The sequence below is a fragment of the Algibacter amylolyticus genome (assembly GCF_014202225.1).
GTDB lineage: Bacteria > Bacteroidota > Bacteroidia > Flavobacteriales > Flavobacteriaceae > Algibacter_B > Algibacter_B amylolyticus.
This window is the reverse complement of sequence record NZ_JACHGE010000003.1, coordinates 77,382-98,707: the sequence shown is the minus strand read 5'-3', so window position 1 is coordinate 98,707 and position 21,326 is coordinate 77,382. Positions and strand designations below refer to the sequence as shown.

At 33.2% G+C, this 21,326-nt stretch carries 20 protein-coding genes; 15 read left to right on the top strand and 5 right to left on the bottom strand.

Translation table 11 applies throughout. From position 1 onward, the window contains the following. Window positions 1–78: 78 nt before the first annotated feature. From HNQ90_RS08115 to HNQ90_RS08090, 6 genes are all read left to right on the top strand, one after another. Window positions 79–975, top strand: a complete 897-nt coding sequence (locus tag HNQ90_RS08115) for a polysaccharide lyase family 7 protein (RefSeq protein ID WP_144116021.1) — start codon at window positions 79–81, stop codon at window positions 973–975. Window positions 976–1,079: 104 nt separating this feature from the next. Continuing rightward, complete coding sequence (locus HNQ90_RS08110; RefSeq protein WP_144116022.1) at window positions 1,080–1,502, top strand: thiol-disulfide oxidoreductase DCC family protein; 423 nt, start codon at window positions 1,080–1,082, stop codon at window positions 1,500–1,502. A 79-nt stretch (window positions 1,503–1,581) separates the two neighbouring features. Further along, window positions 1,582–2,013: a hypothetical protein gene (locus tag HNQ90_RS08105; RefSeq protein ID WP_144116023.1), complete on the top strand. Its 432-nt coding sequence runs from the start codon at window positions 1,582–1,584 to the stop codon at window positions 2,011–2,013. A gap of 145 nt (window positions 2,014–2,158) precedes the next feature. After that, window positions 2,159–4,237 (top strand): mucoidy inhibitor MuiA family protein, encoded by a 2,079-nt coding sequence (locus tag HNQ90_RS08100; protein WP_144116024.1) that lies wholly within the window; start codon window positions 2,159–2,161, stop codon window positions 4,235–4,237. 87 nt (window positions 4,238–4,324) lie between these two features. Further along, window positions 4,325–4,894 (top strand): Crp/Fnr family transcriptional regulator, encoded by a 570-nt coding sequence (locus tag HNQ90_RS08095; RefSeq protein WP_144116025.1) that lies wholly within the window; start codon window positions 4,325–4,327, stop codon window positions 4,892–4,894. A gap of 61 nt (window positions 4,895–4,955) precedes the next feature. Next, window positions 4,956–5,963, top strand: coding sequence for an NAD-dependent epimerase/dehydratase family protein (locus tag HNQ90_RS08090; RefSeq protein ID WP_144116026.1), 1,008 nt, complete (start codon window positions 4,956–4,958; stop codon window positions 5,961–5,963). Window positions 5,964–6,053: 90 nt separating this feature from the next. Here HNQ90_RS08090 and HNQ90_RS08085 read toward each other — a convergent pair whose 3' ends face one another. From HNQ90_RS08085 to HNQ90_RS08065, 5 genes are all read right to left on the bottom strand, one after another. After that, on the bottom strand, window positions 6,054–6,395 hold the full coding sequence (locus HNQ90_RS08085) for a hypothetical protein (RefSeq protein WP_144116027.1): 342 nt from the start codon (window positions 6,393–6,395) through the stop codon (window positions 6,054–6,056). A gap of 3 nt (window positions 6,396–6,398) precedes the next feature. After that, window positions 6,399–7,217, bottom strand: coding sequence for a sulfurtransferase (locus HNQ90_RS08080; RefSeq protein ID WP_144116028.1), 819 nt, complete (start codon window positions 7,215–7,217; stop codon window positions 6,399–6,401). A gap of 114 nt (window positions 7,218–7,331) precedes the next feature. Then, the gene (locus HNQ90_RS08075) at window positions 7,332–8,657 is read right to left on the bottom strand and encodes a dicarboxylate/amino acid:cation symporter (protein WP_144116029.1); all 1,326 of its coding nucleotides are present in this window, start codon (window positions 8,655–8,657) and stop codon (window positions 7,332–7,334) included. A gap of 466 nt (window positions 8,658–9,123) precedes the next feature. Further along, window positions 9,124–10,512, bottom strand: a complete 1,389-nt coding sequence (glmM, locus tag HNQ90_RS08070; RefSeq protein ID WP_144116030.1) for a phosphoglucosamine mutase — start codon at window positions 10,510–10,512, stop codon at window positions 9,124–9,126. Continuing rightward, window positions 10,512–11,579: an acyltransferase family protein gene (locus HNQ90_RS08065; RefSeq protein WP_144116031.1), complete on the bottom strand. Its 1,068-nt coding sequence runs from the start codon at window positions 11,577–11,579 to the stop codon at window positions 10,512–10,514. Before HNQ90_RS08065 ends, glmM begins: the two co-directional genes overlap by 1 nt. Window positions 11,580–11,620: 41 nt before the next feature. On the opposite strand from HNQ90_RS08065, the gene HNQ90_RS08060 reads away from it, so the two are divergent. The 9 genes from HNQ90_RS08060 (at window position 11,621) to HNQ90_RS08020 (ending at window position 21,264) form a co-directional block, all read left to right on the top strand. After that, entirely contained in the window at window positions 11,621–12,223 is a 603-nt protein-coding gene (locus HNQ90_RS08060; RefSeq protein ID WP_144116032.1) for an acyl carrier protein phosphodiesterase, read from the top strand. Next, complete coding sequence (gene ggt / locus HNQ90_RS08055; protein ID WP_172625843.1) at window positions 12,216–13,913, top strand: gamma-glutamyltransferase; 1,698 nt, start codon at window positions 12,216–12,218, stop codon at window positions 13,911–13,913. Before HNQ90_RS08060 ends, ggt begins: the two co-directional genes overlap by 8 nt. 160 nt (window positions 13,914–14,073) lie before the next feature. After that, window positions 14,074–14,709, top strand: a complete 636-nt coding sequence (locus tag HNQ90_RS08050) for a hypothetical protein (RefSeq protein ID WP_338081403.1) — start codon at window positions 14,074–14,076, stop codon at window positions 14,707–14,709. Between the two features lie 99 nt (window positions 14,710–14,808). Beyond that, the gene (locus tag HNQ90_RS08045; RefSeq protein WP_144116034.1) at window positions 14,809–15,726 is read left to right on the top strand and encodes a DUF5777 family beta-barrel protein; all 918 of its coding nucleotides are present in this window, start codon (window positions 14,809–14,811) and stop codon (window positions 15,724–15,726) included. 8 nt (window positions 15,727–15,734) lie between these two features. Further along, a complete protein-coding gene (locus HNQ90_RS08040; RefSeq protein WP_144116035.1) occupies window positions 15,735–16,274 on the top strand; it encodes a YceI family protein in 540 nt (179 codons plus the stop codon). Between the two features lie 8 nt (window positions 16,275–16,282). Continuing rightward, window positions 16,283–16,678, top strand: coding sequence for an OB-fold protein (locus HNQ90_RS08035; RefSeq protein WP_144116036.1), 396 nt, complete (start codon window positions 16,283–16,285; stop codon window positions 16,676–16,678). Beyond that, window positions 16,660–17,511, top strand: a complete 852-nt coding sequence (locus HNQ90_RS08030) for a YceI family protein (protein ID WP_144116037.1) — start codon at window positions 16,660–16,662, stop codon at window positions 17,509–17,511. Before HNQ90_RS08035 ends, HNQ90_RS08030 begins: the two co-directional genes overlap by 19 nt. Window positions 17,512–17,672: 161 nt before the next feature. Next, window positions 17,673–20,504: an excinuclease ABC subunit UvrA gene (gene uvrA, locus HNQ90_RS08025; RefSeq protein WP_144116038.1), complete on the top strand. Its 2,832-nt coding sequence runs from the start codon at window positions 17,673–17,675 to the stop codon at window positions 20,502–20,504. A 70-nt stretch (window positions 20,505–20,574) separates the two neighbouring features. Next, the gene (locus HNQ90_RS08020; RefSeq protein ID WP_144116039.1) at window positions 20,575–21,264 is read left to right on the top strand and encodes an LOG family protein; all 690 of its coding nucleotides are present in this window, start codon (window positions 20,575–20,577) and stop codon (window positions 21,262–21,264) included. The last annotated feature ends 62 nt before the right edge of the window (window positions 21,265–21,326 follow it).

Genomic DNA, 21,326 nt, shown 5'->3' with positions numbered 1-21,326 from the left:
TCAATAAAAATACATCTTCTTAAAATTTTACTTATTTTTACATAATTAAATTGGTTAACCAATTGTAAAACTTGTGAAATGAAACAAATCCTATTCTTCTTTATAATAAGCAATGCTTTAATTTTTTCTTGCAGTTCTTCTAATAACGAAGACATTACGGAAGTTGAAGAGATAGAAAAAGAAATTATTGATATTGAAGAAGAAGAGGAAGAAGAAACTCCAACCGAAGAAACCTCTAAAATTACATGGAAAAATTGGTACTTATCTGTACCATTAGATAATGGGGATGGTAAAGCAACTTCTATTTTTTACGAAGCCATTGAAAACAATACCCTAACTACCGCCCAATCTAAATATTTCTATAAAAATGACGATGGCAGCTACACCCTATTTACCAAATTTACGGGGTTTACAACCTCCGGAAAATCTGAACTTAACGGTAAATATTGCAGAACAGAATTACGTGAGTTTTGGAGAGGAAACCAATCGACCACCGATAATTGGTCTATGTCTACAGGCACACACATACTAGAAAGTACTTTAAAAGTTGATTATGTTGAAGGTAATGGTAGAACCATTGTTGCTCAAATTCATGGTAAAGAAACTGATGGTTTAGAGGGCTCGCCTGCAACCGTTAAAATTAGATGGAATAGCGGCGAAATTCAAATAGATTATTATACCAAACCAGATAATGGAGAACCATGGACAAGTGCATTCGATGAAAAATTGAACGTTGGTAAAGTAGATAACGAAATTTTTACCTTTAAAATTAAAATTGAAAACGGAAAATTCTACTATGGTTTGGTTTGCGAGGCTAAAGGTATTAATACCGATTACACCTTAATTTACGATTATGTTGGTAATGGTTACGGTCATGAAAACTACTTTAAAACCGGTAATTATTATGGTTGGAATGCCGATTACGAGAAAACAGCACAGGTTATTTTGTATGAAGTTAAGACAGAGCATAAATAGTCGCACAAAACTATTAAACACCTGATTTAGTGATAGCTGAACACTACAAATTTGAAGCTTAGCATAAATATAAGTTCTTATAGCATATTCACTATCTTTACAACGTGAATAGTAAAGTACCAAAAGATAAAAACTTAATCCTGTTTGATGGCGTTTGCAACCTTTGCAATAGCTCTGTTTTGTACGTTATAAAACGCGATAAAAAGAGCAAATTTATGTTTGCGCCTTTACAAAGTGAAACCGGTAAAAAAATTATAGAAAAATTTAATATAGATACCTCTCTAATAGATTCTATAATTTTATACAACCCAGAACAGGACACTATTAATTACAAAAGCACAGCGGCCTTAAAAGTAGCCGCTAAACTTGGTTTCCCGACTAACATATTAGCTATTTTCCTTATTGCGCCTAACTTTATTCGCAATTGGGTTTACGATTTTATTGCTAAAAATCGCTATAAATGGTATGGTAAAAAAGACGCTTGCATGAATCCTACACCAGAATTGAAAAGCCGGTTTTTAGACTAGCATATTTGCCTTAAATTTATTTATAGATATACACGCAACCATTCCGGGTTTTTCTCATCTTTAAAATAAACTATAAACCATGAAGCAAACACTAACCTACCTTTTAATTGTTTTCCTATGCTTTTCTTGCAAAACAGATGATGCTACTCCCGATTGTTCTGCAGTTTTATGTGAAGAACCTAATTTAACTATTAATTTAATTGATAGCGAAACCTACATAAATGTAATACTTCAAGATAATATTGAAGCAGAATCCATTGTGATTAAAAATGCTTCCGAAAACGTGATGCCCTTTAGTATTAGCGAAAGCAACGGCAATTTATATATAGCAAAACAAAACACATCAGACACTTTAGAAATACAAATAAATTCTGAAATTGTTGCTACAATCTCATACGATACAACAGCACCAAAAACTAATGAATGTTGTGATTTTGGAATCCTTACTAATGTAGAGATTGAAGGCTTATCCTATGTTGTAGAAAACAATTTAATTACCATTTATATCTAACACAAAGTGCCTTACAATATTTAGACTTTAAAATTAAACTCACTCAAATTAGTATTTAACTCAAGCATACATATAGATAACTCATTGTTTGTTTTTTTATGTGTTGATTGGTTATAAGTTTATTGGAAACTTAAAACCACTAATCATGAAACAACTATGCTTTTTATTTCTTTGCTTTACCTCTTTTGTTTTTGCTAGCAGCCCTAAACCAATACCTTCGGCTATTAAAGATGTAACCGTTTTTGTTGATGGCGCGCAAATAACACGACATGCTACTATTTTACTTTCGGCGGGAACAACCGAATTTTCGTTTACCAAACTTTCTCCTCACATTCTAGAAAACAGTATTCAAATTTCTGGATTAAATGACGCCTCTATAATATCTATAAACTACGCCATAAACCATTTATCTAAACTCGATAAATCTGAAACTATAAACCAACTTAAGGCCGAAATAGAACGTTTAAAGGACGCTGTTAAAGCTGAGGAAGATATTATGTCTGGCTACCAAGAAGAACTTAATATTATAAAAGAAAACAGAAAACTGGGTAACGAAAACCAAGTAGTAAGTCTTGAAAAACTAAAACAATTTGCAGCCTATTACCGAACACGCATTACCGAGATAAATACGCTTATAAATAAATCTTTAAAAAACAATAGGGATTATAACGAGCAAATCGGCGACATAAAAAAACAACTACAAGAATTACATGTAGATGATAAAATTCAATCTGGCGAAATAAAAGCGAAATTCCATACTAATGCAAGCAAGCAACTTAATTTGGTTATAAGATACAACGTTAAAAACGCAGGTTGGTTTCCTATTTACGATTTAAAGGCAAAAGATATAAACAAACCAATAGATTTACATTACAAAGCACATGTTTATCAAAATACAGGTATTCGTTGGGACAATGTTAGTTTAACACTCTCTACAAACGACCCGAACACTAATAATTTAAAACCTGAAATGAATACCAAATACTTAAATTTTGTTAGCCAAAATTACAATTACAACACAGAAAATGCCACAAAACGAAACGACTTTAAACACAATCCTTTTGTTAACCTTATTACAGGTACTATTACAGACGAAAGCGGCATGCCTTTACCCGGGGCAAGTGTTATCTTAAAAGGTACAAGTATTGGAACCTCTACAGATTTTGTTGGCAACTTTTCAATAGAGCCACAAGGCGCAGAACAATTAGAGATTTCCTATGTAGGTTATGTTTCAGAAATTATATCTATACACTCTAGTGTTATTAATATAAGTCTTCAAGAAGATGTATCTCGTCTAGAAGAAGTTGTCGTGGTTGGGTATGGTACAAATGCTGCATCGGCACTTACAGGAAGTGTAGCAGGCGTTACCAGTTCGAATATTAAAATTAGAGGTGCTGGAACTTTTAAGTTTAAAAGCAAACCATTGTATGTTATAGATGGTGTTACAAGTACAGAAAACGCATTTAAAAAATTAGATGAAGACAGAATTGCTAGCGTAGATGTACTAAAAGATGAAGCGGCTAAAGCCATTTATGGTAGTAGAGGATCAGATGGTGTTATCATAATTACTACAAAAAAAGGCAACTTAACCTTTAACGGCGATGTTATAAAAGCAGGTATTACCAACACAAATTTTGAAATACAAAAACTTACTTCGGTTGAAAGTGATGGCAATATTACCGTTATCGACATTGATAAATACACGGTTCCTGCAACATTTTCATATTTTGCAGCACCCGTAATAAACGAAAATGTGTTTTTAACAGCAAAAATTGGTGATTGGCAACAATATAATTTATTACCAGGTGAAGTGAATGTGTATTTTGAAGATAGCTATTCTGGAATAACAACTATAAACCCGTATGCCATAACCGATAGTTTAACGGTATCTTTAGGTATTGATCCTAATGTAGCTATTAAAAGGAAACCTATTAATAATTACAAGAAAAACACCTTTATAGGCCATAATAAAGTTATAGAAAAAGCTTACAAAATAGAACTAAAAAATAACAAACCAACAGCCATAGATATTGTAATTCTAGATAGAATTCCTGTTAGTGAGGACAAAGAAATAAAAGTGGATGATATTGAAACGGGAACTTCAGATTATAACTCTAAAAAAGGCATTTTAAAATGGAAAACTACAATTTCGCCCAACCAATCTGAGAGTTATAAATTTTCATATACTTTAAAATATCCACGATATAGGAATATAAGTTTGTAGGCTTGATTTTTAAATTGAATCTGAAAGAATAAATAGTTAACTTCGTTTTAATACTTTTCAAGTAGCTAATTAAATTATAATTTTAAAATGCAAAATTTAATAAACTATATACAACCAAGAATTTCTTTAACAAAAAAAGATATTGAATTAATTAAAAAACATATAGTTATTGAAGAGGTGCCGGCTCAAACTATTCTTTTAAACGCAGGAAAAGTGGAACGACATATTTATTTTATAGATTCAGGAATTGTAAAAGGGTATCAAAATATTGATGGAAAAATTGTGGTACAACACCTAGTATCTGAACACGATTTTTTCACCTCTTTAGATAGTTTTATGACCGAAACACCGTCATTTGATTATTATGAGACCATTACAGATTGTAGACTAGTTAAGATTTCAAAACCTGATTTTGATATTTTACAAAAGGAAACTAAATTCTGGGCAGTATTTGTTAAAGAAGTAACCAATGAACATTTAAGTTGTAAATTAGAACGTGTTAAAGATTTTCAAATTTTAACTGCAAAAGAACGTTATCTTAAATTTGTAAATCAATATCCAAAATTAGCTTTAAATGTATCTGTTGACAATATCGCTTCTTTTCTAGGAATGGAACCTCAATCCCTAAGTCGTATCAGAAAACAAATCGCTTTCTAACAAATGTTATTTCTAACTTCTTAAAAGGTATCGAAATTTGCTCAAACAAAATTCAAGAATTATGAGCAACGAAATTTCATTAGTAACAGGAGGAAACGGACATTTAGGAAACAATTTGATAAGATTATTACTTTCTGAAAATAAAAAAGTAAGAACAACCATCAGAAACATCAATAACAAAGAGCCATTTAAAAGCTTAGATTGTGAAGTTGTACAAGCTGATATTACTAATAGAGCATCTTTAAAAAAAGCATTTGAAGGAGTTACTAACCTATATGCAGTGGCTGCAAATTTTAGTATGTGGGCTAAAAATCCTAAAACTGAAATTTATGATAATAATATGCAAGGAACTCAAAATGTGTTTGATATTGCAAAAGAATGTGGCGTCAAGAATATCGTTTATGTAAGTTCAGTAGCTAGTTTAGATTTCACGAAGTTACCAGCCAATGTAGACAATGGATACAATAAAGACCGAAGAAATTGGTATTATAATTCTAAAAACGATTCTGATAAATTAGCATTAGAATTAGGAAATAAATATGGCATTAGAACTGTTCTTGTTTTACCTTCCGCTATGATTGGTTCTAAAGCTTATAAATTGAGCTATTCCAACAATCTTGTATTGCAAGTTCTAAATGGAGAAATACCTGTAGATACCAATGTAACTTTAAATTGGGTAGATGTAAAAGATGTAGCTATCGGAACGTATAACGCAATGGTAAAAGGCAGAAACTCCGAAAGATATATTTTGTCTAATGAGAAACATACAACTTTACAAGAAACGGTAAAAATAGCCTCAGAATTATATCCTGAACTTAAACTAAAAACACCCAAAAAAGTACCAAAATGTTTATTGTACTCCGTAGCTGGTTTAATGGAATTTAGCAGTAAAATTACAGGTAAAGAACCTTTATTACAAAGACATTACTTGGATATGTTTTATGGACTAAAACAGGATTATGATATTACTAAATCAAGAGAAGTATTAGGTTTTAATCCTAAACCTTCAAAAAAGGCCTTAGAAGATGCTTTGATTTACTTAAAAACAGATTGGATAAAAAACAAATAGTTTAGAACATTCTAAAACACAAAAAACTGTTCGATTTAAACTCGAGCAGTTTTCGTATAATTTAATATTATATATTGTTATAATCTTGAATTATTCCTTAATAGCCAAAACTTTCTTCAATTGACTAAAAATGATTTGTTCCATAACATCAAAATCGCCATCTGCAAACGCCATTAACTTTATATCTGCAAACAAATCGGCTAAATCGTTACGGTAATAATCATGTGTTTTAACGGCTTCGATTATATTCTGAATACTTTGGTAATCGTTATCCTTTTCAAATTGAGCACTAACACGTTTATAAACCGTTTTATCAACCCGACTTAAAATATATTCCTTTTCCTTTTTAGATTCTTCTAAATCGGCATGCGATATATAAATTAAAATGTAAGCTAACAATTCGTCTTTAGTCCATGTACTTGGTTTTTCCATAATTTATTTTTTTAAACTGCCATACTCGGTCCAAGAACCATCGTAAACCGAAATGTTTTTATACCCCGAAAGTTCGGCGCCTAATGCCAATACACAAGCTGTAATTCCTGAACCACAGGAAAATATAATGGGGTCGTCTTGCTCTGCAACCATGTAAAAAGCCTTAGCCAATTCTTTTTTAGATTTTAATATACCATCTTCTAAAAGGTCTGTAAACGGTAAATTAACAGAGTTTGGAATAGTTCCAGAACGCAAGCCCTCTCTAGGCTCTGGTGTTTCACCGCTAAACCTACTTGCCGAACGTGCATCTATAATTTTATGTGTTTTATTTTTAGAAGCCTGTTCTACATCATCAAAAAATCGCATATAATTAGGCTGTAAATTTGCTGTAAAATCACCTGATTCACCTGTGTAATGCTTCATAGCTTCGGTAGCGAAACCTGCTTTTTTCCATGCTGGAAACCCACCATTTAAAACAGCCACGTTTGTAAAACCAAAAGCCTTAAACAGCCACCACACACGTGCACTGGAGTAAATACCCTTATCGTCGTAAACAACAATGGCACTATCGTTATTAACCCCTAATGCCCTAGCCTCTTTTTCAAACTGCCTGGTAGCAGGAAACGCGCTAGGAAATGGATCGTCCAGATTACTAAACTTCTTTTTAATTTCGAACAATCTCGAATTTGGAATCTGCTGTGAATCTGCATTAAACACCTTATTTATTGTACCGTCTAGAATAACTAAATTGTTGGCACTTTTGTGTTCATTAAGCCATTCGGCAGAAACTACCGGCGATATTAACGCTACATTGGAATTCATTTATACTTTTTTTATTATACGAAACTAGAAGTTATATTTCGTTTGATATAAATTTAAAAGATTTTTAGAACACACCAAAATATAGTTTGGGTTATTTTAGCTTTACATTATGGCTTACTTGACGTCCTCATAATTATCGTCCCACTCTTTTGGTTTTGGATCGTGCAATTTACCTAAAGACTTAGCTACAATCATAGACACTGTAGCATCTCCAGTAACGTTTACAACGGTTCTACACATATCTAAAGGTCTATCTACAGCAAAAATAAGAGCTAGTCCAATTGGCAATAACTCTGCCGGAAACCCTATAGATTCTAATACAATTACCAACATAACCATTCCTGCACTTGGTACCGCAGCACTTCCTATAGATGCTAATAATGCTGTAAGTACAATAACCAATTGATTGGTAAAGGTTAAACCTTCTGGCCAAATAACTTGCATGATAAAAACCGCAGCAATTCCTTGATACAAACTAGTTCCATCCATATTTACAGTGGCACCAACAGGCAATACAAAACCAGAAACTTCTTTATCGACCCCTAAATGCTCCTCAACACGCTCCATGGTAACAGGAAGTGTTGCCGCACTACTACTGGTAGAAAACGCTAATAACTGCGCAGGACTTATTTGTTGTAAAAACCACATAGGCGACTTTTTGGTATACACGCTCACCAAAATTAAGTAGAACCCAATCATTAAAATTAAGCCACCTACTACGCAGAATGCATAATATAAAAGTTTGATTAAAATTTCTACATCATCGAAAGCTATAATAACATTTGCTAATAAGGCAAATACAGCGTATGGCGCAAAAAGCATGATTAAATCTACCATTTTCATTACTACTTCGTTTAAAGAATCAAAGAAGTCTATTAATGGTTTTGCCTTTTTATCACCAATTAAAAGCAAGCAAATACCAACAAAAATGGCAAAGAAAATAACTTGAAGCATAGAGGCTTCGGCAAAGGATTTAAAAATATTACTTGGAAAAATATCGACTAAGGCTTGTAACGGACCCGCTTCTTTTTGTGCAGACGCTTTCATTAATTTATCGGTTACACCTGCATCGTTTTCATACTTAAGCTTAATTTTTTCGATGGTATCTTGAGGCATACCTTTTCCTGGTTTAACAATATTTACAATGCTTAAACCAATAACAATAGCTACTAAAGTGGTTGCTACATAAATACCTATGGTACGTAAACCCATAGATTTTATTTTAGAAATATCCTTTAAATCTGAAATACCTTTTATTAATGACGCCAGAATTAAAGGCACAGCAATTAACTTAAGTAGGTTTATGAAAATGGTTCCGAAAGGCGCAACCCAATCGGCTACGAATCCTTTTCCGCCATCAACAGTGTTCATTATAAAACCAAAAATGATTCCTAAAACCATTCCTATAATAATCTTCCAGTGTAATGCTATTTTTTTCATAAAGTTTCTCCTAATCTCTCTAAAGGAGAGAATTTGTAAGGTTTTAAAGTGTCTTTTTAATACTGCACAATATAACTATTTTAAATATAAAATAGCAAATTGGCTTTTTGGTGAATAAATTCTTATCAGAAAATGGTTTTTACTTGATATTATTTAATGAAAAACAAATCTATTAGGTTAATATTTAGGTGTTTCTGTCTTTGTTATTTAACTTAAATATTAGAAGTAATTTTTTTTGAGGATGAGATACCTGCTTTTAAAAGTATTTATAACCTTCGCGGAAAGGTTAGCCCCGATTGAAGCCTTTCGACTGAGCTCATTACAGGCTAATCCTTTTTTAACCTTATAAAAACTGAAATTGTGTATTTAACTAAACCTTATAAAAAAACCACGTTACTTGATTTTAGTAATAACGTGGTTTAAAAAAGATATAGCGAAAAAGCGGGAATAGCTTCTAATAAAAAATCTAAATCCCTGCAATTTCACCAATTTCTGCTATAAACTTATCGCCTAAAGCATCGGCTTCTTCTTGCGATTTTGCTTCTGTATATATTCTAATAATTGGTTCTGTGTTACTTTTACGTAAGTGTACCCAACTCTCTGAGAAATCTATTTTAACTCCATCGATAGTGGTTAATTGCTCGTTTTGGTAACGCTCTACCATGGCTTTAAGAATGCCATCAACATCGAGACCTGGTGTTAATTGTATTTTCTTTTTACCCATAAAATAGCTTGGGTAGGTTTTTCGAAGTTCACTTACACTTGTTTTTCTATCCGCTAATAAGCTTAAAAATAATGCTACACCAACCAAAGCGTCACGTCCGTAATGCGCATCTGGGTATATAATACCTCCGTTACCTTCGCCACCAATAACAACTTTGTTTTTCTTCATTAAATTCACCACGTTTACCTCGCCAACTGCACTTGCTTCATACATGCCACCATGTTTTTCGGTTACGTCGCGTAAGGCTCTTGTTGAGCTCATGTTACTTACCGTATTTCCTGGTGTTATGCCTAATACGTAATCTGCGCAGGCCACAAGGGTATATTCTTCGCCAAACATATCGCCGTTTTCGTCCATGAAGGCTAAACGGTCTACATCTGGATCAACCACGATACCAAAATCGGCATTATGCTTTTTAACTTCGGCAGACAGGTCTGTTAAATGTTCTTTTAAAGGTTCTGGATTATGTGGAAAGTGTCCGTTTGGCTCACAATATAGCTTAACAACTTCTACTCCTAAACGCTCTAAAAGCAACGGAATGGCAATACCTCCTGTTGAGTTTACACCATCTACAACCACTTTAAAGTTTGCTTCTTCAATGGCTGGTACATTTACAAGATCTAAATCTAGAACTTCAATAATATGTAAATCTATGTATGCTTTGTTTTTTGTTATTTTTCCTAGGCTATCAACATCGGCAAATTCCATAGTATCGCTTTCTGCAATGTCAAGAATTTTAGCACCCTCAACGGCATCTAAAAACTCACCTTTTTCGTTTAATAATTTTAAGGCATTCCATTGTTTTGGGTTATGACTTGCGGTTAAAATTATACCTCCATCGGCATGTTCCATTGGTACCGCCACTTCTACGGTTGGTGTTGTAGAAAGTCCAACATCTACAACATCAATACCTAAACCTATTAAGGTATTCATGACTAAGTTTTGAATCATTTTACCAGAAATACGGGCATCTCTACCAACTACAACTTTGTAGTTTTCTTTTTGGCGTTGTTGTTTTAACCACACACCATAAGCCGATGCAAATTTAACAGCGTCAATTGGAGTAAGATTCTCGCCTACTTGTCCGCCAATGGTTCCTCTAATACCTGAAATTGATTTTATAAGTGTCATTATCTAAATTTAGTTTTAAGTTTTAAAAATTGTTTTTCAAAATATGCATATGAAAGATGAGCCAATACTAGGGTTAATGCAAATGTTATAATATTTATTAATATAATGGTAATGATATCGCTTAATAATACAAATTCTTTTAGTTTTAAAAACAAGAAAACTACAGCATTAAGTACTATTACGTGGTACATGTATATACCATATGATATTTGCCCTAAATAATTTAAAGTTTTATTTTTTATTTCAAACCCAAAATTATTACAACTTATGGCATGTATAAAAAGAGACAACAATATTATGGATGCTAAATTTTTAAGCCATAAATCTTCAAATCGAAAAATATTTGTAAAAAAATACAGAAATAAAGCACCAACAATTACCATAGGAATAACTACAGATCTTTTTAAGAATTCTAACTTTTTCTTCTCTTCTAAAATAGCGATAATACCTCCTGAAAGCAAGTAAAAATAAACAAAAAAATGGTTTCGCAAATACGCACTACTAGGTAAATGAAACACTATAAAATATAAAAGAGTAATGCCAACTAACACCTTTAATATCTTAGTTTTTTTTAGAACAAAAAGTAATGGTGCTATTAATAAATAAAACTGTTCTTCAATGCCAATTGACCATAAAATCTTTAATATCCCTCCTGGGTCTTGTGAAAACGCAAAAATATTCGGAAAAAAGAATACACTAAGAAAAAGACCTTCTGTCAAACTATAATTAGTTTCGAAAGGAACACCAAAATATGGTAATAATACATGATAAAACAGAAAACCAAAAAACAATATTAAATAATACAATGGAAAAATTCGTAAAATTCGTCTTAAATAAAAATTACGTATTGAAAAAGTCCCCTTTTCTTTTTGAAGATATATTAATCTTATTATTAAAAATCCACTTAAAACAAAAAAAGTATAAACAGCATCTACCCCTTTATTGAATATTGGTAAATCATTATAATATGGAAGTCCTTGATTTCTTGATAAATTAGGAAGATGAAATATAAGAACTAACGACGCTAAAAAAAAACGCAAAGCATCTAAGTTTGGAAGCTTCTTCAAAAATTTATGGTTTAGCTTTCAAAAATACATATATTTATTCAATGAACTACTTAGCCCACATTTATTTATCTGGTGATAACGATTTAGTAACCATTGGAAACTTTATTGCCGATGGTATAAAAGGTAAACAATACAAGACTTACCCAAAAGAAATTCAAATTGGCATCTTGTTACATAGACATATAGATAGCTATACAGATGCACATAAAACGTTTAGACTAAGCACCAAAAGGCTGCATGAAAAATATGGCCATTATTCTGGAGTTATTGTAGATATTTTATACGATCATTTTTTAGCAAAAAACTGGAGTAAATATAGCAACGTCCCTCTAGATGAATATGTAGAAACCTTCTACGATTCGTTAGAGGCAAATTTTGATGTTTTGCCTGTAAGAATACAAAAAATGATGCCTTATATGTTAGCAGATAATTGGCTATTAAGTTATGCCTCTATTGAAGGGATTTCTAGGGTTTTAGATGGTATGAACCGCCGCACTAAAAATCGTGCTAGCATGAATGAGGCTGTTGTTGAACTTGAAGCTTTTTATACTGAATTTGAAAAAGAGTTCTCAGATTTCTTTGAAGAAGTTATTGCCTCGTCAAAAGAAAAATTAGAACACATAAAACACCAACTGAATGATTAAACATAGTTTTACAATAGCGTTAATGCTGTGCCTTTTCTTTTCATGTAAAAAGGCTAATAATAAAACTGAAGTAACACGCGGACTCATTACAAAAAATGCCATGGTAGTTTCGGCTCGTGCTGAAGCTTCTAAAATAGGAAACGACATTCTAAAACAAGGCGGAAATGCTTTTGATGCTATGTGCGCCACCCAATTGGCATTGGCAGTTGCTTATCCTTATGCAGGTAATTTAGGTGGCGGAGGTTTTATGGTGTACCGTAAAGCTAATGGGGAAATAGGCTCTATCGATTTTAGGGAAAAAGCTCCAATGGCAGCTACCAAAGACATGTATTTAGACGAAAACGGCGATGTAATACCCGAAAAAAGCACTTTAGGCGCTATGGCTGTGGGTGTTCCAGGTAGTGTTGCTGGTGTTTTTGAGGTTCATGAAAAGTTAGGCTCATTACCCATAGAAGCCATCATTACCCCAGTTATTGAATTGGCTAAAAAAGGTGTTGTGGTAACCAAAAAACAAGAAGCAAAATTTAAAAAGTACCAACCGCTATTTTTAAAAGCTAATAAAGATTCTATATTATTTGATCTACCTTGGAAAGCCAAAGACACGATTAAATACCCAAAATTAGCCAATACCTTACAACGTATTTTAAAATATGGTAAAGATGAATTTTATAAAGGTGAAACAGCAAAAATACTAGCTAAGTTTATTCAGGATAATGGTGGCATTATAACTGAAGAAGATTTGGCAAATTATGAAGCAAAATGGCGCACACCAACAACATTTAATTACGACGATTTAAAAGTAATATCGATGGCTCCACCTTCTAGTGGCGGCGTTTGTTTAGCGCAAATAATGAAAATGCTTGAGCCTTTTAATTTAGAAAATCACGGACAAAACTCGTTAAAAACCATTCAAGTTATAACAGAAGCAGAACGTCGCGCTTATGCCGACAGAAGTTATTATTTAGGTGATCCCGATTTTGCAAATGTACCAGTAGAAACCTTAATTAAAGAAGACTATCTAAACGGTAGAATGGCAGATTTTTCTTTTGAAAAAGCAACATTATCAAGCCATGTTTCTCATGGTAACATTCAAGTTGTTGAAAGCGATGAAACCACACACTACTCTATCGTCGATCAATTTGGAAATGCCATTGCTGTAACTACAACCCTAAACGGTGCCTATGGGTCTAAATTATATTGTTCAGAATTGGGCTTCTTTTTAAATAATGAAATGGACGATTTTAGTAGCAAACCCGGAACCCCAAATATGTTCGGCCTAATTGGTGCAGAAGCTAATAAAATTGAACCTCAAAAACGTATGCTAAGTTCCATGACTCCAACTATAGTCGAAAAAAACGGCAAGTTATACATGACGCTTGGTACACCGGGCGGATCAACCATTATTACTTCAGTTTTACAAACTATATTAAATGTTCATGAGTTTGGAATGACTATGCAAGACGCTGTAAATGCACCTCGTTTCCATCACCAATGGTTGCCAGATGAAATCCGAATGGAACCAAACAAATTTAATAGTAAGCTTGTTAGTGAACTGGAAAACTTAGGATATTCAATTAATGAAGAAGATTCACCTATAATAGGTATTGTAGACGGTATTCTTGTTTTAGATGATAACTCGTACGAAGGTGGTGCCGATTATCGAGGAGATGATACCGCTGTCGGTTTTTAAAGGTTTTCCTTTAATTAACCGTACTTCTTTAATAATTTTGGCGCTAAAATCTCACAATAACAAGTCAGTTTTTATGTCTATAAAACCTAAGAAAGTATTAAAAATAATAGCAGGAATCGTTATATTTTTCACGCTCCCTACCCTTCTACTTTTTGGGTACATGTACATAAAATATAACGAAGATTTGCCGGTAGGTATTCACGGAGAACAAGCCGATGCTTTAGCTAATAAAATGCTAGATGCCTTGGATTATGAAGCCTATAAAAACACAAATAATATTGAATGGACCTTTAAAAAAAGACACCATTACGAATGGGATAAGGCAAACAATATCTGTAATGTATATTGGAAAAACAACAAGGTTGTTTTAAATTTAAATGACACCTCAAAAAGTGAAGTTTACATAGATAATACACTAAGCCAAAGTGATAGTAACAAAGCCCTCATTGAACAGGCTGTAAGCTACTTTAATAATGATTCTTTTTGGCTAGTTGGACCATATAAAGTTTTCGATGCTGGAGTACAACGTCAACTTGTAAAAACAGATTCAAAAAACGACGCACTGCTTATAACCTATAACTCAGGTGGCTCAACACCAGGAGATTCTTACCTATGGATTCTAGATGAAAATTATAAACCAACAGCCTTTAAAATGTGGGTTTCCATACTACCAATAGAGGGTTTAGAGGCTTCATGGAGCGATTGGACTACCACCGAAACCGGGGCACAACTACCAACATTTCATAAGTTTTTGTTTTTTGGTTTGGAGATTGACAATATAAAAACTTCAAATTAAATTATAAGAAGCTAACAAAAACCCAACGCTTTTATTAATAAAAACAGTCAGACAACGTATACTTACATTTATTATATTTGCCACTAATTTTTTCCCAGCATGCAATTAAAAGCACCCTTATTTATTCTTTTTTTAATTCCTTTCTATTTATTTTCTCAAACAAAACCTCAGGACGATGACATGGACTCCTTGTTTGATGATTTAGACGACATTACTATCAAAGAAAATAAAGAAGTTATTGCTACTTTTAAATCAACACGGTTAATGCTAGGGCAATCTACCGAGCGTGTAAAGGCAAACCAGTTACATTTTAGAATTTCTCACGTTTTCGGTAAAATAAAAGGTATTGATAATTTTTTTGGCTTAGACAATATCAACAATATGAATATTAGCTTTGAATATGGTCTTAGCGACTTTATTCAATTGGGTTTAGCAAGATCTAACAAACCCGACAAAACCTATTCCTCTTCTGTTAAACTAAGCTTACTACGACAAATTTATGGCGAAAATGCGTTTCCGTTTTCACTTAGTTATTATGGCGGTTTAGATATTAAATCTAGAACATATTTTCCTGAAGCGCGCAATAAAAACTTTAATGGCAGATTGGATTATGTTAATCAAATTTTAATAAGTAGAAAAATTTCCGAAAAACTCTCGGTACAACTTTCACCAACTTGGATTCACAGAAACTTAACAGAAACCGTAAACGATCCTAATTCAATAGTATCCATTGGTATTGGTGGTCGCTATTTAATTTCGGGTTCTACATCTATAAATATTGAATATTTTGATACTCTAGACACTTTTGATGCCTACGAGTTAAATAAAAACACACTTTCTGTTGGTTTCGATATAGAAACCGGAGGTCATGTTTTTCAGCTTTACTTTACAAACGCTTTTGCTTTACATCCCGGTAAATTTGCCATTAACCAAAGTGGCGATTTCTTTAATAGAGAAATTAATTTTGGATTTAGCCTATTACGTGAATTTTCAATTTCAAAAAAAAATAAACATTAAAAATTAATATGAAACATTTTCCCTCCCTAATTTTATTACTAGCTTTTAACGTCATTTTTGCTCAAGACAAACTAATTACCAGAACTGCAAAGGCTTCATTTTTTTCTGAAACTCCGGTAGAAAATATTTATGCCGAAAACAATCAAGTTGCAAGCATATTATTGCTACCTAAAAAAACGGTTGCTTTTAATGTACTTCTAAAATCTTTTAAATTTGAAAAAGCATTAATGGAAGAACATTTTAATGAAAAATATGTGGATTCTGAAAAATATCCTGCTGCCAAGTTTAAAGGTACTTTTAATGAGGATATTGATTTAACAAAAGCTAAAACATACGCAAACGTTGAAATTAAAGGTCAAATGATTTTCCATGGTGTTACAAAACCTTTAAATACTATTGCAGAAATTATAGTTAATGAGGACAAAACGGTAACCTTAAAATCTAAATTCCCAATTAATTTAGAAGCTTATAACATAGAAGTTCCTGCTTTAGTAAAAGATAAAATCGCCCCGGAAATTGAGGTTATTATAGATGCTACTTACAAATAATTAGAAAGATGAAACGCGCCATTATCACCATAAGTGTTGTTATAATAGCTGTAATTTGCTATGCTACATATCAATACAACAAACCACAGCAAGATGTTTTATCATCTAACTCAGATTATTCCTTTTCAGCAATTCAACTTATTGAAAAATTTAATCAGGATGCCAATGCCAGCACACCTCTTTTTGATAAAATTATTACAGTTTCAGGAAAAATTAGTCTTATTGAAGAAAGTACAAATACTTCAATTTTAATTTTGAATGATGGTATAAAATGCGAAATCAAAAATAATGATGCTCAACAAAACTTAACAAAAGGCATGAGCGTTAAAATTAAAGGTGTTTTTAGTGGTTATGATGATATGTTTAACGAAATAGCTTTAGTAAAATGCGTTATAATAGAATAGTATTTTTAATTGCAATAGTTCAATTGTGCTTATTTACAAGCTGTACCAGTAATCATGCAGATGAATTATATCCGTCTAATGATGCCGAAGCTAAGGTTTATTATGAGACTACATTAAAATCTGTTATAGACAATAAATGTATTTCTTGTCATTTGTATCATACCGAAGGTGCTAACCGTTATGACTCTTATGAAAAATCTAAATCGAATATTTCGCAAATGTTAGAGCGCATTAATGCGACTACCAATATCGTAATGCCTCCTGCAGATCAAGAGCAATTAACAGAAGATGAAAAAAATAGTTTTAAAACATTTTTAGACATTTTACAATCTGAAACACCACAAGGCAATCCTATTAAGGTAACGTGGACAGCTTATAAATATCCCGATTTCGACAATAGAGCTGGTGTTAGCGGAACTTTTAACACGGTAATAAGCTACAATCTAAATAGTACTGCTGAAAACCTTATAGATCTTTTAAACGGTGCCAATGTGGTTATTGATGCAAGCTCTGTTAATGTTGGAAATGAGCCTGAACGCACACAAAATGTAGCTAGCTTTTTCAATGCTTTCACTGCTCAAATTTCTGGTACAGTTGATAGTTACAACAACGAAAATGCTTGGGTAACTTTTAACATGAACGGTATATCGCAACAGGTGGTACTAAATGTTTCTCTAGAAACTAACAAAATTATACTTGATGGAACCATACCCGATTTAAATGTATTTAACTGGGAAAACGCCTATAATGTTTTCAATGCTATTTGTGGAGAATATCATGAAAACAAACTGTGGGAAGATGTGAAAATATCGATAGAAATATCGAATATTTAAACATTACTCCTTTTCTTAAAGTTTTGAATTTAAAGATGGCTATCAAATAATTCTCATGCTTTATTACACCCAAACATTTTAAATAGAATTTAACAAAACAACAGCTTAACCCTACTTCTTTTTTAATCGCAAAAAGTGTAACTTCGCAACTTTGCCATTTTATGAGTGAATTCACAGATTTTATCGAAGTTAAAGGAGCACGCGTACACAATCTTAAAAATATTGATGTATCCATACCACGCGAAAAGCTTGTAGTTATTACAGGCTTATCTGGAAGTGGAAAATCTTCACTGGCCTTCGATACCATTTATGCCGAAGGACAGCGTCGTTACATCGAAACATTCTCTGCATACGCCAGACAGTTTCTAGGCGGTTTAGAACGTCCGGATGTCGACAAAATTGATGGGCTTTCTCCTGTAATTGCCATCGAACAAAAAACAACTAGTAAATCGCCTCGTTCCACAGTAGGAACCATCACAGAGATTTACGATTTTATGAGACTACTTTTTGCACGTGCTAGTGATGCCTACAGCTATAATACAGGCAAAAAAATGGTAAGCTATAGCGACGAGCAAATTAAAGAGCTTATAAAAAAAGACTTTAATGGTAAACGTATAAACGTACTATCGCCTGTAGTGCGTTCTAGAAAAGGGCATTATCGCGAATTATTCGAGCAAATAGCCAAACAAGGCTTTGTAAAAGTAAGAACCGATGGCGAGATTCGGGATATTGTAAAAGGGATGAAATTAGACCGTTACAAGAATCACGATATCGAAATTGTAATAGACAGACTGGTAATTAACGATAGCGTGGATAACGATAAACGCCTTACCGAAACCATTAACACAGCCATGTATCATGGTGAAGATGTGCTTTTAGTTATCGATCAAGACACCAACGAAACACGCTATTTTAGTAGAAGTTTAATGTGTCCTACTTCAGGAATCTCCTATCCTAACCCAGAACCAAATAATTTTTCGTTCAATTCCCCTAAAGGCGCTTGTTCAAACTGTAACGGTATTGGTACTTTGTATCAAATTAACGAGGCTAAAATTATTCCAGACGATTCATTATCGATTAAAGCTGGAGCCTTAGCGCCTCATGGCCCGCAAAAAAACAGTTGGATTTTTAAGCAATTAGAAACCATTGCACAACGTTTCGATTTTAAATTAACCGATGCTTATAAAGATATTCCTAAAGAAGCTAAACATATTATTCTTTATGGCGGAAATGATAAGTTTTCAGTTGAAAGTAAAACACTTGGTGTAACTCGTAATTACAATATAGACTTTGAAGGCGTTGCTAATTTTATTGAAAACCAATACAACACAGCCGAATCTAGAACCTTAAAACGTTGGGCTAAAGATTACATGGACAAGGTAGAATGTCCTGTTTGCGAAGGTTCCCGATTAAAAAAAGAATCGCTTTACTTTAAAATAAACAACAAAAATATTGCCCAACTTGCTAATACCGATATGGTGGAGCTTGCTGATTGGTTTAGTACGTTAAACGAAACCCTTTCAGAAAAACAGTTAAAAATTGGCGAAGAGGTTATTAAAGAAATAAAATCTAGAATTCAGTTTTTACTCGATGTTGGCTTAGACTATTTATCCTTAAATCGTAGCTCAAAATCCTTATCGGGTGGCGAGGCACAACGTATTCGTTTGGCCACACAAATAGGATCGCAGCTTGTTGGTGTGCTTTACATTTTAGACGAACCTAGTATTGGTTTGCATCAGCGCGATAACGAAAAACTAATAAACTCCCTTGTTTCGCTTCGAGATATAGGAAACTCGGTTATTGTTGTAGAGCATGATAAAGACATGATTGAGCGTGCCGATTACGTTATTGATATTGGCCCAAAAGCAGGAAAGTACGGTGGCGAAATTATTAGCATTGGCACACCAGACGAACTTAAAACGCATAACACCTTAACAGCCGATTATTTAAACGGTAAAAAAGAAATTGAAATTCCTAAAAAACGCCGTAAAGGCAATGGTAACTTTATAGAACTTAAAGGCTGTACGGGTAATAACTTAAAAAATGTATCGGTAAAACTGCCATTAGGTAAAATGATTGGTATTACGGGTGTTTCTGGTAGCGGAAAATCCACATTAATTAACGAAACTCTTTACCCTATTTTAAACGCTTATTATTTTAATGGCGTAAAAAAACCTATGCCTTACAAAAGCATAAAAGGTTTAGAGCATATAGATAAGGTTATCGATATTAACCAATCACCTATAGGTAGAACACCACGAAGTAATCCTGCAACATACACGGGTACTTTTGGAGAAATTAGAGCCTTATTTGCTAAAATTCCCGAAGCCATGATAAGAGGCTACAAAGCAGGTCGTTTTAGTTTTAATGTTAAAGGAGGTCGTTGCGAAACCTGTCAAGGTGGTGGTCTACGTGTTATCGAAATGAATTTCCTTCCCGATGTTTATGTAGAATGCGAAACTTGCCAAGGTAAACGTTTTAACCGCGAAACATTAGAGATTCGCTACAAAGGCAAAAACATTAGCGATGTCTTAAACATGACCATGAACGAAGCTGTAGAATTCTTCGAGCATATTCCTAAAATACACAAAAAGCTAAAAACCATTAAAGATGTTGGTTTAGGCTACATCACGCTGGGGCAACAAAGTACAACCCTTTCTGGTGGCGAAGCGCAGCGTATTAAATTAGCAACCGAACTCTCAAAACGCGACACCGGAAACACATTTTATATTCTAGACGAACCAACAACAGGTTTACATTTTGAAGACATTAGAGTTTTAATGATTGTACTTAATAAGCTGGCCGATAAAGGCAATACCGTACTTATTATAGAGCACAATCTAGATGTTATTAAAACCGTAGATCATATTATAGATATTGGTTACGAAGGCGGTAAAGGCGGCGGACAAGTAGTAGTTGAAGGCGCACCAGAAGACATTATAAAACACAAAAAAAGTTACACGGCTAAGTTCCTTAAAAAAGAATTAAATTAGCGAGCCTGAGTTTGGGCAAAAATGATAAAAACAATAAAATTTTCGCTTTCGCGGAAATAAAAAACATACTATGAGAAAAGAAAAACATCACAAAGGTTGGAATGAAATAAAAACTAACGATTCTTGGGCCATTTTTAAAATAATGGGCGAATTTGTTAACGGATTCGAAAAAATGAGTAAAATAGGACCTTGTGTTTCTATTTTCGGTTCTGCTAGAACAAAGCCTGATAACAAATACTATAAACTAGCTGAAAATGTAGCTACAAAAATAGTTGAAGCTGGTTACGGCGTTATTACCGGTGGTGGTCCTGGTATTATGGAAGCTGGAAATAAAGGTGCACATTTAGGTGGCGGAACATCTGTTGGCTTAAATATCGATCTACCTTTCGAGCAGCATGACAATCCGTATATAGACAGCGATAAAAGTTTAGATTTCGATTACTTTTTTGTTAGAAAAGTTATGTTCGTTAAATACTCGCAAGGTTTTGTAGTTATGCCTGGTGGTTTTGGTACTTTAGATGAACTTTTTGAAGCCATAACTCTTATTCAAACTAATAAAAGTGAAAAATTCCCTATCATTCTAGTTGGAACAGATTTCTGGGAAGGCCTTATGGATTGGGTAAAAAAGACCTTACTTGACGGTTTTGGAAACATAAGCGCAAAAGATTTAGACCTTATTCACGTTGTAGATTCTGCTGATGAGGTTATTACTATTCTAGATAGTTTTTATAAAGAGTCTGGCTACAGTCCAAATTTCTAAAAAAATTAGGTATTGGCTTACTACGGTGTTACGCTATATACAACGTATAAATTAACTAACAT

Excerpts from the sequence above, each read along its gene's own strand:
- HNQ90_RS08095 (WP_144116025.1), top strand. The coding sequence starts at position 4,325 with ATGCAAAATTTAATAAACTATATACAACCAAGAATTTCTTTAACAAAA.
- HNQ90_RS08045 (WP_144116034.1), top strand. The coding sequence starts at position 14,809 with ATGCAATTAAAAGCACCCTTATTTATTCTTTTTTTAATTCCTTTCTAT.
- HNQ90_RS08090 (WP_144116026.1), top strand. The coding sequence starts at position 4,956 with ATGAGCAACGAAATTTCATTAGTAACAGGAGGAAACGGACATTTAGGA.
- HNQ90_RS08030 (WP_144116037.1), top strand. The coding sequence starts at position 16,660 with ATGCGTTATAATAGAATAGTATTTTTAATTGCAATAGTTCAATTGTGC.
- HNQ90_RS08050 (WP_338081403.1), top strand. The coding sequence starts at position 14,074 with ATGTACATAAAATATAACGAAGATTTGCCGGTAGGTATTCACGGAGAA.
- HNQ90_RS08080 (WP_144116028.1), bottom strand. The coding sequence starts at position 7,217 with ATGAATTCCAATGTAGCGTTAATATCGCCGGTAGTTTCTGCCGAATGG.
- HNQ90_RS08060 (WP_144116032.1), top strand. The coding sequence starts at position 11,621 with ATGAACTACTTAGCCCACATTTATTTATCTGGTGATAACGATTTAGTA.
- HNQ90_RS08100 (WP_144116024.1), top strand. The coding sequence starts at position 2,159 with ATGAAACAACTATGCTTTTTATTTCTTTGCTTTACCTCTTTTGTTTTT.
- glmM (WP_144116030.1), bottom strand. The coding sequence starts at position 10,512 with ATGACACTTATAAAATCAATTTCAGGTATTAGAGGAACCATTGGCGGA.
- HNQ90_RS08035 (WP_144116036.1), top strand. The coding sequence starts at position 16,283 with ATGAAACGCGCCATTATCACCATAAGTGTTGTTATAATAGCTGTAATT.
- uvrA (WP_144116038.1), top strand. The coding sequence starts at position 17,673 with ATGAGTGAATTCACAGATTTTATCGAAGTTAAAGGAGCACGCGTACAC.
- HNQ90_RS08115 (WP_144116021.1), top strand. The coding sequence starts at position 79 with ATGAAACAAATCCTATTCTTCTTTATAATAAGCAATGCTTTAATTTTT.
- HNQ90_RS08040 (WP_144116035.1), top strand. The coding sequence starts at position 15,735 with ATGAAACATTTTCCCTCCCTAATTTTATTACTAGCTTTTAACGTCATT.
- HNQ90_RS08075 (WP_144116029.1), bottom strand. The coding sequence starts at position 8,657 with ATGAAAAAAATAGCATTACACTGGAAGATTATTATAGGAATGGTTTTA.
- ggt (WP_172625843.1), top strand. The coding sequence starts at position 12,216 with ATGATTAAACATAGTTTTACAATAGCGTTAATGCTGTGCCTTTTCTTT.
- HNQ90_RS08085 (WP_144116027.1), bottom strand. The coding sequence starts at position 6,395 with ATGGAAAAACCAAGTACATGGACTAAAGACGAATTGTTAGCTTACATT.
- HNQ90_RS08020 (WP_144116039.1), top strand. The coding sequence starts at position 20,575 with ATGAGAAAAGAAAAACATCACAAAGGTTGGAATGAAATAAAAACTAAC.
- HNQ90_RS08105 (WP_144116023.1), top strand. The coding sequence starts at position 1,582 with ATGAAGCAAACACTAACCTACCTTTTAATTGTTTTCCTATGCTTTTCT.